This window comes from Leclercia sp. UBA5958, assembly GCF_002430365.1.
Classification (GTDB): Bacteria; Pseudomonadota; Gammaproteobacteria; order Enterobacterales; family Enterobacteriaceae; genus Enterobacter; species Enterobacter pneumoniae.
The window spans coordinates 552,766-569,176 of record NZ_DJCE01000012.1; the positions used below are offsets into that span (position 1 = coordinate 552,766).

Genomic DNA, 16,411 nt, shown 5'->3' on the forward strand with positions numbered 1-16,411 from the left:
TGCCCGGCGGCGCCCGCCGCCGGGTCATGAGATACGGTTTTTTGACGGTCATCACCCCCGCAAATCCCGGCTGCCGCTACACTACGCCTCTGCAAAAGGAGAATTGTATGCTGGGTTGGGTAATCACATGCCATGATGAACAAGGGCAGGCGCTATTGGATCAGCTGACGGCCAGCTTTGGACCGCTGGTACAGTGCCAGGTGGTCAACTTCTGGCGTGGTCTGAGCACTAACATGCTGAGCCGCATGATGTGCGATGCGCTACACCATACCGACAGCGGAGAGGGTGTCATCTTCCTGACCGATATCACCGGCGCCGCGCCGTATCGCGCAGCGGCACTGCTCAGCCATAAACACCGCAACTGTGAAGTGATCACCGGGATCAGCTATCCGCTTCTGGAGGCGATGTATCCACTGCGTGAATCCCTGGACAGTGCGACCTTTCGCGATCGCATCGTGGCCCAGGGTGCGCCGCTTGTTAGCAGCCTCTGGCATCAGCAGCAAAAAAATCCCCCCTTTGTCCTGCTAAACGACCCGTACAAACATTAATCATTGGTATCAGCGTCGCTTTTGTTACAATGACGCCAGTTTTTAGCTCCCGATTAAGCTCTTATGTTCTCGCGAATTGTTCTTCTGTTATTGCTGCTGCTCTCAGGTGGCGCGACCGCCAGCCTGTTAAGCCAGCAAGGGCTTCCCACCCGCTATATGCAAACCACCGAAGATGCGGCGATTTGGGCGCAGGTCGGCAACGGGGTGATTAACGTCGGCAATATTCGCGCCGGACAGATTCTGGCCGTCGTGCCTACCGCGGCCGATTACTTTGAATTCAGCTTTGGCTTCGGCACCGGTTTTATTGATAAAGGCCATCTGGAAGAGGTGCAGGGGAAGCAGCGCGTAGAAGACAGCCTCGGCGATCTGAATAAACCCCTCAGTAATCAGAATCTGATCACCTGGAAAGACACCCCGGTTTATAACGCGCCAAATGCCGGCAGCGCCCCCTTTGGCACTCTGGCAAATAACCTGCGTTATCCCATTCAGAGCAAGCTGAAAGATCGTTTAAACCAGACCTGGTTCCAGATTCGTATCGGTAATCGCCTCGCGTGGGTCAGTAGCCTGGATGCGCAGGAAGATAACGGCCTGCCGGTACTCACTTATCACCACATTTTGCGTGATGAAGAGAACACCCGTTTTCGCCATACCTCCACCACGACCAGCGTACGTGCGTTTAATAACCAGATGGCGTGGCTGCGCGATCAGGGCTACACCACGCTGAACCTCTATCAGCTGGAAGGGTATGTCCGTAACAAGATTAACCTGCCCGCGAAGGCGGTAGTGATTACGTTTGACGACGGTTTAAAATCGGTGAGTCGCTATGCTTACCCCATTCTGAAAGCGTACGGGTTCAACGCCACCGCGTTTATTATCTCGTCGCGTATTAAACGCCATCCGCAGAAGTGGGATCCCAAAGCGCTGCAGTTTATGAGCCTCTCCGAGCTACGTGAAATTCAGTCGGTGTTTGATTTCCAGTCACATACCCATTTTCTGCATCGGGTAGATAGCTATCATCATCCGATTCTGCTGAGCCGCAGTTACCATAATATTGTGATGGACTTTAAACACTCACGGCGGGCGTTGGCGCAGTTCAACCCGCACGTGTTGTACCTCTCGTATCCGTTTGGTGGTTATAACGATAAAGCGGTGAAAGCAGCGAACGACGCCGGTTTTCATCTGGCAGTGACAACGGTGAAAGGAAAGGTGAAGCCGGGGGATAATCCGTTTTTACTCAAACGGTTATATATTCTCAGGACGGACTCCCTGGAGACGATGTCGCGGCTGATCAGTAATCAGCCGCAGGGGTAATACTCAGGCAACCTGGACCGGAATAGCTTTTGCGGTACGTTTCATTTCGTTGTCGCCTTCGAAATAGGCGACTTTTGGCTGCCAGCGGCGCGCTTCTTCATCGGACATCATGACAAAGCTGGCGATAATGACAATATCACCGACGTTAGCGCAGTGCGCAGCGGCACCGTTAACGGAGATGATTTTAGAACCCCGTTCAGCCGCAATGGCATAGGTGGAGAAACGGTTGCCGTTGCTCACGTTCCAGATATCAATGGCTTCGTTTTCAAGAATACCCGCCGCATCGAGAAAATCCTGATCGATCGCGCAGGAGCCTTCATAGTGCAGGTCGGCCTGGGTGACTTTGACACGGTGCAGCTTACCTTGCAGCATTTTGCGAATCATTACGTTTACCTTTACTCTCTGTCGTAACCCGCCGATCAATAAGCGGGAGGGGTAACTAATCCGTTAGCTCTCTATCGGCTCAGCCATTACTGAGCCAGTTCAACTACTGTGTTATCAATCAGCCGCGCCTGACCCAGCCAGGCGGCAACCAGAATGACTGCGCGTTTGCTGGTTGTCGAAAGCGCCAACAGCGTATCGGCGTCCCGAATCTGGATATCATCCGCGCGAAAGCCCTTGTCATTCAATGCCTGCTCAGCGATGGCAATAATCTCTTCGCTGCTCAATGCTTTTTGCTGCAGCTGCTCGACCATGTCGCTCATAACTTTATACAGACCCGGTGCCAGTTTACGCTGGTCTGCGGTGAGGTAACCATTGCGTGAACTCAGGGCCAGGCCATCTTTCGCGCGCACAATTGGCACGCCGACAATCTCGATGTCGTAACCCAGATCGTCAACCATCTTGCGAATCAGTGCCAACTGCTGGAAATCTTTCTCACCAAAGCAGGCGATATCCGGCTGCACCAGATTAAAAAGCTTACTGACGACGGTAGAGACCCCGCGGAAGTGGCCAGGGCGGCTGGCACCTTCGAGCATTGTGGAGATGCCAGGGACGTCGACGTAGGTGGTCTCCTCGGTCCCTTTCGGCCAGACTTCGTTCGGTGCCGGGGCGAAGACCAAATCAACGTGACGCTTATTCAGCTTCTCGCAATCCTCCTGCAACGTACGCGGATACCGCGCCAGGTCGTCGACGCGGTCGAACTGCATCGGGTTCACGAAGATACTCACCACCACCACATCGGCGCGGGCTTTAGCTTCGTCTACCAGCTTCATATGCCCGTCGTGCAGGTTGCCCATTGTAGGCACCAGCGCGATACGTTTACCTTCCTGACGCAGACGACGGATGTGCTGACGGAGCAGCGGCAGGGTTTCAATGATTAGCACAACGAGACTCCTTAATGGAAACTGTGTTCTTCAGCCGGGTAAACACCGGATTCAACCTCGGTAATATACTGCCTGACTGCGGCGCGCATGTCGCCCGCTTCACTGAGGAAATTCTTTGCAAATTTTGGAATGTGGCCGCCGGTAATACCGAAGGCGTCGTGCATCACCAGGATCTGGCCGTCGGTCACATTGCCCGCGCCAATCCCGATAACGGGGATAGAGAGCGCATCGGTAATACGTTTCGCCAGTTCAACCGGCACGCATTCAAGTACCAGCAGCTGTGCGCCCGCGGCTTCGATGGCTTTCGCGTCGTCGAACAACGTCTGGGCTGCGTCGCCGCGCCCCTGCACTTTATAGCCGCCAAAGATATTGACCGACTGCGGCGTAAGCCCCAGATGACCACAGACGGGTACGGCACGGTCGGTGAGCATTTTGATGGTATCGATAAGCCAGGCACCACCTTCAATTTTGACCATATTCGCCCCGGCACGCATCACGGTTGCTGCGTTTTCAAAGGCCTGCTCCGGCGTCGCATAAGCCATAAACGGCAGGTCAGAGAGCAGCAAGCAAGCCGGAGCACCACGGCGCACGGCGCGAGTGTGATAAGCAATATCTTCAACCGTTACCGGCAGAGTTGAGTCATGTCCCTGGACCGTCATCCCTAACGAATCGCCCACCAGCATGACGTTGATGCCCTCTTCGGCGAAGAGTTTGGCGAAGCTGTAGTCATAGGCGGTGATGGTCGCGAAGCGCTGCTTTTCCTGTTTGCATTTCTGCAATGCGGAGATGGTGGTTGGTTTCATACTGTTTCCTGATAGCCCAAAGCAAATCTTTGCGCATTCTAACAGTAAGATTCGGGGGAACAATGATTTTAGCTAAGCGATTAACCATAAATTATTCATGGTTAATCGACAAAGAAAGACGGCTACCAGCGTGCGGGTTTTTCGGCGTTCAGCCGTTGCAGCAGGGCGGTAAGGGACTCACCGTCCGGAAAGGTTAACTGCGGGGCGATTTCAGCCAGCGGCCAGAGCATAAACCCGCGATTTTTCATATCGTAATGCGGCACGGTCAGACGTTCGGTGGCGATCACCGCATCCCCAAACAGCATGATATCAAGATCCAGGGTGCGGGGTCCCCAGCGCTCGGCTTTACGCACGCGGCCTTGCTGTAACTCAATGCGCTGGGTGTGGTCGAGCAACGCGTCGGGGCTGAGCGCGGTCTCCAGCGCAACAGCGGCATTGAGGTAATCGGGCTGATCCTGCGGGCCAAGCGGAGGTGTACGGTAGAAAGCGGAAAGGGCGACAATACGACTTTGCGGGATGTCGCCCAGCGCCTGAACGGCAGCATTAACCTGCTCCAGCGGAGAGGCCAGATTGCTGCCGATGGCGATATACGCGAGGGTCATGCTGCCCCTTCGCGACGCGGAGCACGCTTACGCGGACGGCGATGACGGCGGCGGGGTTCCGGATCGTCACCCAGGTCGGTCAACATATCTTTCTGCTCCGGCGGCGCAGAGACCTGGAACTCACCCCACCACTGCGCCAGACGCTGCAGCTCGTGGTTATTCTCAGCCTCGGCACGCAGGGCCAGCAGATCGTAAGCCGCGCGGAATTTTGGATGTTCCATCAGCTTCCAGGCGCGTTTACCCTGACGGCGTGACATACGCAGCTGGAGCTGCCAGATATCACGGATAAGGGTGGTAATGCGTTTTGGAATGGCCAGCGAACGGCAGGCTTCGTCCAGCACGTCGTTCGTTGCCAGCGCAAAGGCGTCGTAATAGGCGAGACCGCTCTCCTGCGCAATTTTCTGCGCCGTTTCCAGCAGCGGATACCAGAACATCGCCGCAAAGAGGAAGGCCGGGTTAACGCGCATATCGCTGTGAATGCGGGTGTCGGTATTCTTCAGCACCTGATTGATGATGCGCTCCATGGCGCTATCACCCTGCTCGGTGAAGTTGCGGGTAATGATTGGGAACAGCGGCTGGAACAGGCTGTATTCACGCAGAAGCTTATAGGTTTCGAAGCCGTAGCCTGCCTGCAGCAGTTTCAATGCCTCTTCAAACAGACGTGCCGGCGGCACATCGTTGATAAGCGTTGCCAGACGTGGGATCGGCTCGGCAGTTTCCGGGCTGATACGCATTCCGAGCTTAGCGGCGAAACGTACCGCGCGCAGCATGCGCACCGGATCTTCTCGATAGCGGGTTTCAGGATTGCCGATCAGGCGAATCATTCCCTCTTTCAGATCCTGCATACCGCCGACGTAATCGCGAACGGTAAAGTCCGCCACGCTGTAGTAAAGGCTGTTGATGGTAAAGTCGCGGCGCTGGGCATCTTCTTCGATATTGCCGAAGATATTGTCACGCAGCAGCATACCGTTCTGGCCGCGCTGGGAGGTTGTGCGGTCAGTTGGCGTGCCTTCGTGGTGCCCACGGAAAGTGGCGACTTCAATGATTTCAGGCCCAAACATGACGTGGGCGAGACGGAAGCGACGACCAACCAGCCGGCAGTTGCGGAATAATTTACGCACCTGCTCCGGCGTGGCACTGGTGGTCACGTCGAAATCTTTTGGTTTTTTGCCAAGCAGCAGATCGCGCACGCCACCCCCTACGAGATAAGCTTCGTAACCCGCTTTATTCAGGCGATAAAGTACCTTGAGGGCATTTTCACTGATATCTTTGCGGGAAATAGCATGCTGCTCGCGCGGAATAACCGACATAGAGTGTTGAGCAATGACGTCGTCCGCCATGCTCTCATCGCGGCTTAGCACCTTACGGCAAAAATTAGCGACTCGGGTAAAAATAGTGCACCTCGGTAGTGTGTGTGTCAGGCTTCAGGACAAAAAAATAGCGGCTAATCATAGCTCAGCGAGACGCGTTTGAGAATGCTGGATTTTCGGCACGCTATTTAGCGTCCAGCCTTCAATGGCTTTTTGCAGCAATTCTTCGGTTCGCAAATCCTGCCACTCATGTGTTACATCCTGGTTTAGAAATTGTAAAGCATTGATAAGCACAGGGCGAGGATCGCCTTTCGGCAATGCCGGGGCATGGTTCTGCTTTGATAACTTTAACCCTTCGCGATTCAATGCTAACGGCAGATGGACATAATCAGGGATCGCCCAGCCGAACTGCTGATAGAGCGAAATCTGGCGCACGGTGGGTTCAATCAGATCGGCACCGCGCACAATTTCCGTCACGCCCTGGAAATGATCATCGACCACCACCGCCAGGTTATAAGCAAACAACCCGTCACGACGATGGACGATAAAATCTTCGCACGCCAACCGCGCGTCTGCGTGGATTTCGCCAAGCAGACCATCATGAAACTGGGTCACAGGGTGGTGCTGCATTAATCGAACGGCAGCGTTTTCGGGGCCATTATTCAGGGTACGACAATGGCCATCATACACGCCGCCCACGCTCTGAATACGGGCGCGGGTGCAGGTGCAATAGTATGAAAAACCTTGCTCGCGTAGCCAGGCCAGGCGTTCACGGTAGGCTTCATGGCGCTGAGATTGCCAAAGGATGTCGCCATCCCAGTGCAGGCCGTAATGTTCCAGCTGACGCAGAATGGTCTCTGCCGCACCGGGAACTTCACGCGGGGGGTCGATATCTTCAATCCGCACACGCCAGATACCGCGGCGGGCTCGCGCTTGCAGATAGCTGCCGAGGGCAGCAATAAGGGAACCGAAATGCAGCTCACCCGAAGGCGAGGGGGCAAAGCGGCCAATATCGTCAGATTCAGGCATGGTACCGGGAGACTAAAAGTAACAAGGCGGGAGAGACTCCCGCCTGTGTGAACGTGCTGACAGAGCGGGGATTAACCCGCCATCTGTTTTTCGCGGATCTCTGCCAGTGTTTTGCAGTCGATGCACAGGTCGGCTGTAGGACGCGCTTCCAGACGACGAATGCCGATTTCGACACCACAGGATTCGCAAAAGCCGAAATCTTCGTCTTCGACTTTTTTCAGCGTTTTCTCGATCTTTTTAATCAGTTTGCGTTCGCGGTCACGGTTACGCAGTTCGAGGCTGAACTCTTCTTCCTGAGCGGCACGGTCTACCGGATCCGGGAAGTTTGCAGCTTCGTCCTGCATATGTGTAACGGTGCGATCCACTTCATCCCTAAGTTGATTACGCCATGCTTCAAGGATTCGCTTGAAGTGCGACAGCTGGGCTTCGTTCATATACTCTTCGCCCGGCTTCTCTTGATACGGCTCCACCCCAGCGATGGCGAGAATACTCAGGGACGATGTTTTACGGTTTTGCCCTTCTTGCATGTTGCTTCTCCTTAACACGCACTATCGATCCCCGGTTGGGGGAAAAATCAGGCCGCTATAAATAGCAGATGCTTTTCCGGATGGCAATTATCTAAACGTAACACTTGACAAGCCTGTGAGGAAAAGCGTATTTGCGCACACGACCAGAATACTTAATAGTCAATCGACTAGCCCCTTAAAACGTAACGGGAAGAGCCGATCTCAGAGTCATATTATCGGCAGAAAGTTCCGCTTTATAAGCGAAAACCTCCACCCCCTGCTTTTGTGCCTCATTCAACAGTTGCGCGTATTTGGGGTCAATATGGCGGGCAGGTGAAAATCGTTCAATTGCTGAGTGTAAAACCGCAAACAGCAACACGGCGCGTTTGCCCGCCGCCGCTACACTTATCAACTCCCGGAGATGCTTTTGACCGCGCAGGGTCACCGCGTCCGGAAAATAGCCGTTATCTTGGTCAGCTAACGTCACTGATTTCACTTCAATATAGCACTCGGGGCGATCCTCTGCCTGTAACATAAAGTCAATTCTGCTGCCCTCTGCGCCATACTTCACTTCACTTTTGATACTGCTGTAGCCACGCAGTTCGGCAACCATATCAAGGGCGATCGCCTCTTTTACCAGCTGGTTTGCCCGTAGCGTATTGACGCATATAAACGCCCCCTGCGTGGTTTGGGTAATTTCCCAGGTATGCGGATATTTGCGTTTGGCATTAAGCGAGGTGGAGTACCAGACGGTATCGCCCGGCGTGGCGCAACCGGTCATCGCGCCGGTATTCGGGCAGTGCAGGGTGAGGGTCTCCCCCTCAGGCGTGACCACATCGGCAAGAAAGCGTTTGTAGCGCTGAACCAGGGTAGCGGGTTGTAAGGCCGGGATAAACTGCATGTAAATTCCTTATTACTCGTTCAGCGTCCAGCGCTGAAGCGGCGTATAGCGGGTGCGCCCGCGGGCGAACACGCTCTCATAAAGTACGAAATCTGTGACCGGAAAGTGCCAGGAAAACCCCGGAGGCGGAATGGCTACCGCGTGGCTGGCATCGCGCAGCAGAGTGATATGCGGATGAAATGGCTGGGGGCTTTGATAACAGCCGCTGCGTGCAGCCTGCGCCCGCAGCATACTGGCGAGTTGCAATAAACCGCGCGGCGGCTGGCGAGTGCCCAGCCAGACGACGCGGGAACGCAGCCACTGTCCGGCATCGTCAAGCTGCAGGGTAAACCCCGGCTGGCGAATACGACCCGCCATGGCTGCCAGCGCCTGCCGCTTTTCATCGCTCACCTCGCCGAGGAAAGCCAGCGTCAAGTGCAGATTCGCTGCCTGCACCGGACGTCCTGCCTCAGGTACGAAGTTCTCGGCGCGCCAGCGCACAATCTTACGCTGCAGCGGGGCGGGCAGTTCAATGGCGAAAAAAAGCCTTTTCGTCTCAGACATTCGGGGTGCTCGGTTATGGTTTGAGGCGATGCTACAATGTACGCCCGCTAATGTTAACCCTCTGGAGCCAAACGTGTCCTCGTTGCCGGTCGCCGCAGTCCTTCCTGAACTTCTCACCGCCTTACAACACGCGCCGCAGATATTGCTCAATGCCCCTACTGGCGCAGGTAAGTCGACGTGGCTACCGCTGCAAATCCTCAACCAGGGCCTCATTCCGGGCAAAATCATACTGCTGGAGCCAAGACGGCTCGCTGCCCGAAACGTGGCGCAACGTCTGGCCGAACTTTTGGGCGAGAAGCCGGGCGAGACGGTAGGTTATCGAATGCGCGCCGAAAGTTGCGTCAGTGACGCCACCCGGCTGGAGGTGGTGACCGAAGGGATCCTCACCCGGATGCTGCAGCAGGATCCTGAGCTGACGGGCATCGGTCTGGTGATCCTTGACGAGTATCACGAACGCAGCCTGCAGGCCGATCTGGCGCTGGCACTGCTGCTTGATGTGCAGCAGGGGCTGCGCGACGATCTGAAATTGTTGATCATGTCGGCGACGCTGGATAACGATCGTCTGCAACGGCTATTACCGGATGCGCCAGTTATCACTTCTGAAGGACGCACCTTTCCGGTGGAACGCCGCTATCAGGCGCTTTCCGCGCAACTGCGCTTCGACGAGGCCGTCGCCGTTGCCACCGCGGAGCTGCTGCGTCAGGAGAGCGGATCCGTGTTGCTATTTTTGCCCGGCACCCGAGAGATTCAGCGCGTGCAGGAACATCTCGCCTCCCGGGTGGGAAGCGATGTGCTGCTTTGTCCACTCTACGGCGCCTTAACGCTCGCCGAGCAGCGTAAAGCGATCCTGCCGCCTGCGCAGGGGATGCGTAAAGTGGTGCTGGCCACCAATATTGCCGAAACCAGTCTGACCATTGAAGGGATCCGTCTGGTGGTCGACACCGCCCAGGAGCGCGTAGCTCAGTTCGATCCGCGCACCGGGCTAACGAAGCTTATCACCCAGCGTGTCAGTCAGGCGTCGATGACCCAGCGCGCAGGCCGCGCCGGTCGTCTGGAGCCGGGCATCTGTCTGCATCTGATCCCATTTGAGCAGGCAGAACGCGCGGCGGCGCAAGCCACGCCGGAGATCCTGCAAAGCGATCTGAGTGGCCTGCTGCTGGAGCTATTGCAGTGGGGGTGTCAGGATCCGACCCAGCTCTGCTGGCTGGATCACCCCCCAGCCGTCAACCTGCTTGCCGCACGGCGCTTGCTTACCCTGCTTGGGGCGCTGGCAGGCGAGCGGCTCACCGCCTTTGGCCAGAAAATGGCGGCGCTGGGCAATGACCCGCGGCTGGCTGCAATGCTGGCTGGGGCAAAGGGCGACGATGAAATCGCCACGGCGGCGAAACTGGCGGCTATTCTTGAGGAGCCACCACGCGGAGGGAATAGCGATCTGGCGCTGGCATTTTCGCGCCATCAGCCAGGCTGGCAGCAGCGCGCTAAAACGCTGATGAAGCGTTTGAACAGTAACGGCGGATCGCCCGATGCTGCCAGGATCCCGGCGCTGCTGGCCAGGGCCTTTCCGGATCGCCTGGCGCGTCGTCGCGGGCTGGAAGGCCGTTACCAGCTGGCGAACGGCATGGGGGCGATGCTGGATCGTGATGACGGGTTAACGCGGCATGAGTGGCTCATTGCGCCACTCTTATTACAGGGCAGCCAGTCGCCAGACGCCCGCATCCTGCAGGCCGTTGCCGTAGATATCGAGGCGCTGGTCAGCCGCTGCCCGCAGCTGGTTGAGCAGTCCGATATCATTGAGTGGGACGAGACACAGGGCACGCTAAAAGCGCTGCGTCGGGCGCAAATCGGCCGCCTGACCCTGAGCGTGAAGCCGCTGGCTAAACCTTCTGAAGAGGAGTTGCACCAGGCGATGCTGAACGGCATCCGCGATAAGGGGCTGGAGGTATTGACCTGGAGTCCGCAGGCCGAACAATTTCGTCTTCGTCTGCTGTGTGCGGCTCGCTGGTTGCCGGAATATGACTGGCCTGCCGTAGATGATGCCTCGCTGCTGGCCAACCTCGAAAACTGGTTACTGCCGCAAATGGGTGGCGTACACTCTTTGCGCGCCCTGAAAGCGTTGGATGTTAAGGCAGCGTTACAGAATCTGACCGACTGGTCATTACGTCAACGGCTGGATACTGAGCTGCCAGAGCATTACACTGTGCCAACCGGAAGCCGGATAGCCATTCGTTATCATGAAGATAATCCACCCGTGCTGGCCGTGCGGATGCAGGAGATGTTCGGTGAAGCCACTACCCCGGCTATTGCGCAGGGGCGTGTCCCGCTGGTACTGGAGCTGCTTTCACCGGCGCAGCGTCCGCTGCAGATCACCCGCGATCTGAGCGCATTCTGGGCAGGAAGCTACCGTGAGGTGCAAAAAGAGATGAAGGGGCGTTACCCTAAACATGTCTGGCCGGACGATCCGGCGAACGCGGCACCGACACGACGGACGAAGAAATATTCGTAGTCATTATATTTGAGAGATTTCTTCTTTCTCCTACGGGATTAAGAACAGAGAATCGGGCCTTTGCGCCTGATAGTTGCGGAGAAAAAGCATGGCGGGGAATGACCGCGAGCCTATTGGACGTAAAGGGAAACCGACGCGTCCGGCAAAAGAGAAAGTAAGCCGTCGTCGACTCAGAAATGAAGAGCGCGACGATGACTATGAAGACGATTATGAGGATGAAGAACCGATGCCGCGCAAAGGAAAAGGCAAAGGGCGTAAGCCTCGTGGAAAACGCGGCTGGTTCTGGCTGTTACTGAAGCTCTTTATTGTGTTTATCGCCCTGATGGCGATCTATGGCGTCTATCTGGATCAAAAAATCCGTAGCCGTATCGACGGTAAAGTATGGCAACTGCCTGCGGCCGTTTACGGGCGGATGGTGAACCTTGAGCCGGACATGTCCATCAGCAAGAACGAGATGGTCAAACTGCTGGAGGCGACGCAGTATCGTCAGGTGACGAAAATGACGCGTCCTGGCGAATTTACCGTGCAGGCGAAGAGCATTGAGATGATCCGCCGTCCGTTCGATTTCCCGGACAGCAAAGAGGGGCAGGTGCGCGCGCGTCTGACCTTCGATGGCGATCATCTGGATACCATCGAGAACATGGATAATAACCGCCAGTTCGGTTTCTTCCGTCTCGATCCGCGCCTGATCACCATGCTCTCTTCGCCGAACGGCGAGCAGCGCCTGTTTGTGGCGCGAAATGGCTTCCCGGATCTGCTGGTCGATACTCTGCTGGCAACCGAAGACCGTCATTTCTACGAGCATGACGGGGTGAGTCTTTACTCTATTGGCCGTGCGGTACTGGCCAACCTGACGGCCGGCCGCACGGTGCAGGGGGCGAGTACCCTGACCCAGCAGCTGGTGAAAAACCTGTTCCTCTCCAGCGAGCGCTCGTACTGGCGTAAGGCTAACGAAGCCTACATGGCAGTCCTGATGGATGCCCGCTACAGCAAGGATCGTATCCTTGAACTGTATATGAACGAGGTGTACCTCGGTCAGAGCGGCGATAACGAGATCCGTGGTTTCCCGCTGGCGAGCCTGTACTACTTTGGCCGTCCGGTCGAAGAGCTGAGCCTTGACCAACAGGCGCTGCTGGTGGGCATGGTGAAAGGGGCGTCGATCTACAACCCATGGCGCAACCCGAAACTGGCGCTGGAGCGTCGTAACCTGGTGCTGCGCCTGCTGCAACAGCAGCAAGTGATCGACCAGGAGCTGTATGAAATGCTGAGCGCACGTCCGCTGGGCGTACAACCGCGCGGTGGCGTTATCTCCCCGCAGCCTGCGTTTATGCAGATGGTTCGTCAGGAGTTGCAGGCGAAGCTTGGCGATAAAGTGAAAGATCTCTCCGGCGTGAAGATCTTCACCACGTTCGACTCCGTGGCGCAGGATGCTGCGGAAAAAGCGGCCGTGGAAGGTATTCCGGTCCTGAAGAAACAGCGTAAGCTGAGCGACCTGGAAACCGCGATGGTGGTGGTTGACCGCTACAGCGGGGAAGTGCGCGCCATGGTAGGCGGTGCAGAGCCGCAGTATGCCGGTTATAACCGTGCCATGCAGGCGCGTCGTTCGATTGGTTCTCTGGCGAAACCGGCCACCTATCTGACGGCGCTGAGCCAGCCGAACCAGTATCGCCTGAACACCTGGATTGCGGATGCGCCGATCTCTCTGCGCCAGCCGAATGGCCAGGTCTGGTCGCCGCAGAACGACGATCGTCAGTTCAGCGGACAGGTGATGTTGGTGGATGCGTTGACGCGTTCCATGAACGTACCGACGGTAAACCTGGGTATGGCGCTTGGCCTGCCGGCGATTACCGATACCTGGGTAAAACTGGGTGTGCCTAAAAACCAGCTGCATCCGGTTCCGGCGATGATCCTCGGCGCACTGAACCTGACGCCAATCGAAGTGGCGCAGGCGTTCCAGACCATCGCCAGCGGCGGTAATCGCGCTCCTCTCTCCGCGCTGCGTTCGGTCATTGCCGAAGATGGTACGGTGCTGTATCAGAGCTTCCCGCAGGCGGAGCGTGCCGTTCCGGCGCAGGCGGCATACATGACGTTGTGGACCATGCAGCAGGTTGTGCAGCGTGGTACGGGGCGCCAGCTGGGCGCGAAGTATCCGGGCCTGCATCTGGCGGGTAAAACCGGTACCACCAATAACAACGTCGACACCTGGTTTGCCGGTATTGATGGACGTGAAGTGGTGATTACCTGGGTGGGTCGTGATAACAACCAGCCCACTAAGCTGTACGGTGCCAGCGGTGCGATGTCTATCTATCAGCGCTATCTGACTAACCAGTCGCCAGTGCCGTTAGTTCTGACGCCACCGGAAGATATCGTGGATATGGGCGTGGATGAGTCGGGTACCTTCGTCTGTGGCGGCGGGATGCGAAGCCTGCCGGTCTGGACCAGCAATCCAGATTCGCTGTGTCAGCAGGCCGCTCCGGAACCCACGGGTAACCCGTTCGAGCAATCTTCTCAGCCGCAACAGCAGCTGCAACAACAGCAGCCGCAGCAGCAGAATGAGAAGAAAGAGAGCGACGGTGTCGCTGGCTGGATTAAGGATATGTTCGGCGGTAATTAACGTGCCAGACCCCCTCTTCGAGAGGAGAGGGGGATTTCACTTAAAACAAACATTTCTCTAACCGGTTTATTCCCTCTTTATAACCCCCATTTTTCTCTTGTTTATTTCTTATCCCCTCAATTTCCGTAGGGCCGCTATTCGCTTGCTATGCCGCCAGCGTTTCGCATAATATGCTGCGGTCATAATAATAATTCTCGTTTACGTTATCATTCACTCTTGCTCAGAGAGATACCAATGGCGCTTTCAAAAACTGCTCAGCCAATCAATTACTCACTGCGTAAAATCGCAGTGGTTGTAGCCACAGCGGTTAGCGGCATGTCTGCCTATGCACAGGCCGCTGAAACCCCGAAAAAAGAAGAGACGATTACCGTTACCGCAGCGCCAGCTCCACAGGAGAGCGCATGGGGACCCGCTGCGACCATCGCGGCGAAACACTCGGCCACCGCAACGAAAACCGATACCCCGATTGAGAAAACCCCGCAGTCGGTTTCAGTCGTGACGCGTGCAGAAATGGATACCCGTCAACCGAGTTCGGTAAAAGAGGCCTTAGCCTATACTCCGGGTGCTGCGGTTTCTACGCGTGGTTCTTCAACCTCTTACGATTTCGTTATTATTCGTGGTTTCTATACACCTGGCCCGACGCCTAACAACTACCTGGATGGCATCAAGTTGCAGGGTGATTACTACAGTGCTGCTGTAGTTGATCCCTATATGCTGGAACGCGTAGAAATGATGCGCGGCCCAACCTCAGTGCTGTATGGAAAAAGCAACCCAGGTGGGTTGATCTCAATGGTGAGCAAAAGCCCAACATCGGAACCATTAAAAGAAATTCAGTTCAAGATGGGGACGGATAACCTGTTCCAGACCGGTTTCGATTTCAGTGACTCTCTTGATGACGACGGTATCTATTCTTATCGTCTCACCGGTCTTGCCCGCTCTAATGACCAACAGCAGGATTTCTCAAAGCAAAAACGTTATGCCATCGCACCGGTATTTAGCTGGAAGCCTGATGACAAAACTAATCTGACGCTGCGCGCAAATATTCAGAACGATCCTTCAATGGGCTATTACGGCTGGTTACCGAAAGAAGGTACTGTTGAGCCGTTACCTGATGGTTCTCGTGTTCCCGTGAACTTCACCGATTATGCGCCCAACAACACCTATTCTCGTTACCAGCGCATGGTCGGATATAGCTTTGAACATAGTTTTGATGACACTTTCACCGTGCGTCAAAACTTACGTTATAGCCAAATCAAAACATCTCAACAGAGCGTGTACGGTTTCGGCGCAACGGGTAATCAACTTACGCGTTCAATTATTGTTTCTGATGAGCGTTACAACGATTTTGGCGTAGACACGCAGCTGGAGAGTAAATTCGGTACGGGTGAAGTTGCGCATACTTTGCTGACAGGTATCGACTATTCACGTCTGCATAATGATATCGATAATGCCTACGGCACAGCGCCTACGCTGGATATGAATAATCCAGTGTATACCGATGTAGATTTCCCGGATGCACAACCATTCCAGCTCAATACCCAACACCAAACCGGTCTGTATGTCCAGGATCAACTGGAGTGGGAGAAATGGGTTGCCACGCTGGGCGGTCGTTACGACTGGTCTAAGCAGGCAACTACCATCCGTTCAAGCGGTCAAAAAGTTGAACGTAACGATGAGCAGTTTACCTGGCGTGCAGGGATTAACTATCTCTTTGACAACGGTATTACCCCGTACTTCAGCTACAGCGAATCGTTCGAACCAAACCCGTCAAAAGCTTGGGCTGCTACGCCTGCTGACAACGTCGCGTATGCTCCGTCTAAAGGTAAGCAATACGAGGCCGGTGTAAAATACATTCCAAAAGAGCTGCCGGTCGTCGTGACTGCTGCGGTATATGAACTCACCAAAACGAATAACTTAACCACCGATCCCACGAATCCGTTTGCACAAGTTGCTGCAGGTGAAGTGCGTTCTCGTGGCGTAGAGTTAGAAGCAAAAGCAGCGGTGAATGCCAACATTAACCTGACGGCTTCTTATACCTATACGGATGCAGAGTACACCGATGACACAACGTACAAAGGTTTGACCCCTGTTCAGGTTCCTAAAAATATGGCGTCTCTGTGGGGCGATTACACCTTCTATGAAGGCGCGCTTTCAGGGTTAACCTTAGGTACCGGTGGTCGTTATGTGGGTAGCAGTTACGGCGATCCTGATAACACCTTCAAAGTGGGGAGTTCAACGGTCATGGATGCTGTCGTGAAATATGATCTTGCACGTCTGGGGCTTGCTGGATCCAGCGTTGCGGTTAACGTCAACAACCTGTTCGATCGTGAATACGTCGCAAGCTGCTTCAATACCTACGGCTGCTTCTGGGGTGCTGAACGCCAGGTTGTCGCCACCGCGACCTTCCGCTTCTAAT

General features: G+C 55.5%; 14 protein-coding genes. 5 read left to right on the top strand and 9 right to left on the bottom strand.

Annotated elements, in window-relative coordinates; translation table 11 throughout:
* Nucleotides 1-107 precede the first annotated feature (107 nt).
* Nucleotides 108-548 carry a PTS sugar transporter subunit IIA gene (locus tag B2Q93_RS20910; protein ID WP_207293012.1) on the top strand — a complete coding sequence of 147 codons (441 nt, stop codon included), beginning with the start codon at nucleotides 108-110 and terminating at the stop codon, nucleotides 546-548.
* A 63-nt stretch (nucleotides 549-611) separates the two neighbouring features.
* Nucleotides 612-1,859, top strand: coding sequence for a polysaccharide deacetylase family protein (locus B2Q93_RS20915; RefSeq protein WP_286934392.1), 1,248 nt, complete (start codon nucleotides 612-614; stop codon nucleotides 1,857-1,859).
* A 3-nt stretch (nucleotides 1,860-1,862) separates the two neighbouring features.
* Here B2Q93_RS20915 and panD read toward each other — a convergent pair whose 3' ends face one another.
* The 9 genes from panD to thpR form a co-directional block, all read right to left on the bottom strand.
* Nucleotides 1,863-2,243, bottom strand: a complete 381-nt coding sequence (gene panD / locus B2Q93_RS20920) for an aspartate 1-decarboxylase (protein WP_039030334.1) — start codon at nucleotides 2,241-2,243, stop codon at nucleotides 1,863-1,865.
* An 86-nt stretch (nucleotides 2,244-2,329) separates the two neighbouring features.
* Complete coding sequence (gene panC, locus B2Q93_RS20925; protein WP_040077120.1) at nucleotides 2,330-3,184, bottom strand: pantoate--beta-alanine ligase; 855 nt, start codon at nucleotides 3,182-3,184, stop codon at nucleotides 2,330-2,332.
* Between the two features lie 11 nt (nucleotides 3,185-3,195).
* Nucleotides 3,196-3,987: a 3-methyl-2-oxobutanoate hydroxymethyltransferase gene (panB, locus tag B2Q93_RS20930; protein WP_040077119.1), complete on the bottom strand. Its 792-nt coding sequence runs from the start codon at nucleotides 3,985-3,987 to the stop codon at nucleotides 3,196-3,198.
* Between the two features lie 122 nt (nucleotides 3,988-4,109).
* Nucleotides 4,110-4,589 (bottom strand): 2-amino-4-hydroxy-6-hydroxymethyldihydropteridine diphosphokinase, encoded by a 480-nt coding sequence (gene folK, locus B2Q93_RS20935; RefSeq protein ID WP_046884963.1) that lies wholly within the window; start codon nucleotides 4,587-4,589, stop codon nucleotides 4,110-4,112.
* Nucleotides 4,586-5,983 carry a polynucleotide adenylyltransferase PcnB gene (gene pcnB / locus B2Q93_RS20940; protein WP_207293808.1) on the bottom strand — a complete coding sequence of 466 codons (1,398 nt, stop codon included), beginning with the start codon at nucleotides 5,981-5,983 and terminating at the stop codon, nucleotides 4,586-4,588. Before pcnB ends, folK begins: the two co-directional genes overlap by 4 nt.
* 54 nt (nucleotides 5,984-6,037) lie before the next feature.
* Nucleotides 6,038-6,928, bottom strand: coding sequence for a tRNA glutamyl-Q(34) synthetase GluQRS (gluQRS, locus tag B2Q93_RS20945; protein ID WP_286934395.1), 891 nt, complete (start codon nucleotides 6,926-6,928; stop codon nucleotides 6,038-6,040).
* A gap of 71 nt (nucleotides 6,929-6,999) precedes the next feature.
* On the bottom strand, nucleotides 7,000-7,455 hold the full coding sequence (gene dksA / locus B2Q93_RS20950; protein WP_012016093.1) for an RNA polymerase-binding protein DksA: 456 nt from the start codon (nucleotides 7,453-7,455) through the stop codon (nucleotides 7,000-7,002).
* A 175-nt stretch (nucleotides 7,456-7,630) separates the two neighbouring features.
* The gene (gene sfsA, locus B2Q93_RS20955; protein WP_286808548.1) at nucleotides 7,631-8,335 is read right to left on the bottom strand and encodes a DNA/RNA nuclease SfsA; all 705 of its coding nucleotides are present in this window, start codon (nucleotides 8,333-8,335) and stop codon (nucleotides 7,631-7,633) included.
* 12 nt (nucleotides 8,336-8,347) lie between these two features.
* Nucleotides 8,348-8,878 (bottom strand): RNA 2',3'-cyclic phosphodiesterase, encoded by a 531-nt coding sequence (gene thpR, locus B2Q93_RS20960; protein ID WP_040077114.1) that lies wholly within the window; start codon nucleotides 8,876-8,878, stop codon nucleotides 8,348-8,350.
* A gap of 73 nt (nucleotides 8,879-8,951) precedes the next feature.
* Here thpR and hrpB point away from each other — a divergent pair, with 73 nt between their 5' ends.
* The 3 genes from hrpB to fhuA all read left to right on the top strand — a co-directional run bounded on the left by hrpB (nucleotide 8,952) and on the right by fhuA (nucleotide 16,410).
* Nucleotides 8,952-11,381: an ATP-dependent helicase HrpB gene (hrpB, locus tag B2Q93_RS20965; RefSeq protein ID WP_286934398.1), complete on the top strand. Its 2,430-nt coding sequence runs from the start codon at nucleotides 8,952-8,954 to the stop codon at nucleotides 11,379-11,381.
* A gap of 88 nt (nucleotides 11,382-11,469) precedes the next feature.
* A complete protein-coding gene (gene mrcB / locus B2Q93_RS20970; RefSeq protein ID WP_046884959.1) occupies nucleotides 11,470-13,995 on the top strand; it encodes a bifunctional glycosyl transferase/transpeptidase in 2,526 nt (841 codons plus the stop codon).
* Between the two features lie 234 nt (nucleotides 13,996-14,229).
* The gene (fhuA, locus tag B2Q93_RS20975) at nucleotides 14,230-16,410 is read left to right on the top strand and encodes a ferrichrome porin FhuA (protein WP_212477178.1); all 2,181 of its coding nucleotides are present in this window, start codon (nucleotides 14,230-14,232) and stop codon (nucleotides 16,408-16,410) included.
* Nucleotide 16,411: the final 1 nt, after the last annotated feature.

Coding starts and splice junctions, on each gene's coding strand:
- B2Q93_RS20910 (WP_207293012.1), top strand. CDS start 108: ATGCTGGGTTGGGTAATCACATGCCATGATGAACAAGGGCAGGCGCTA.
- B2Q93_RS20915 (WP_286934392.1), top strand. CDS start 612: ATGTTCTCGCGAATTGTTCTTCTGTTATTGCTGCTGCTCTCAGGTGGC.
- panD (WP_039030334.1), bottom strand. CDS start 2,243: ATGATTCGCAAAATGCTGCAAGGTAAGCTGCACCGTGTCAAAGTCACC.
- panB (WP_040077119.1), bottom strand. CDS start 3,987: ATGAAACCAACCACCATCTCCGCATTGCAGAAATGCAAACAGGAAAAG.
- folK (WP_046884963.1), bottom strand. CDS start 4,589: ATGACCCTCGCGTATATCGCCATCGGCAGCAATCTGGCCTCTCCGCTG.
- gluQRS (WP_286934395.1), bottom strand. CDS start 6,928: ATGCCTGAATCTGACGATATTGGCCGCTTTGCCCCCTCGCCTTCGGGT.
- dksA (WP_012016093.1), bottom strand. CDS start 7,455: ATGCAAGAAGGGCAAAACCGTAAAACATCGTCCCTGAGTATTCTCGCC.
- sfsA (WP_286808548.1), bottom strand. CDS start 8,335: ATGCAGTTTATCCCGGCCTTACAACCCGCTACCCTGGTTCAGCGCTAC.
- thpR (WP_040077114.1), bottom strand. CDS start 8,878: ATGTCTGAGACGAAAAGGCTTTTTTTCGCCATTGAACTGCCCGCCCCG.
- mrcB (WP_046884959.1), top strand. CDS start 11,470: ATGGCGGGGAATGACCGCGAGCCTATTGGACGTAAAGGGAAACCGACG.
- fhuA (WP_212477178.1), top strand. CDS start 14,230: ATGGCGCTTTCAAAAACTGCTCAGCCAATCAATTACTCACTGCGTAAA.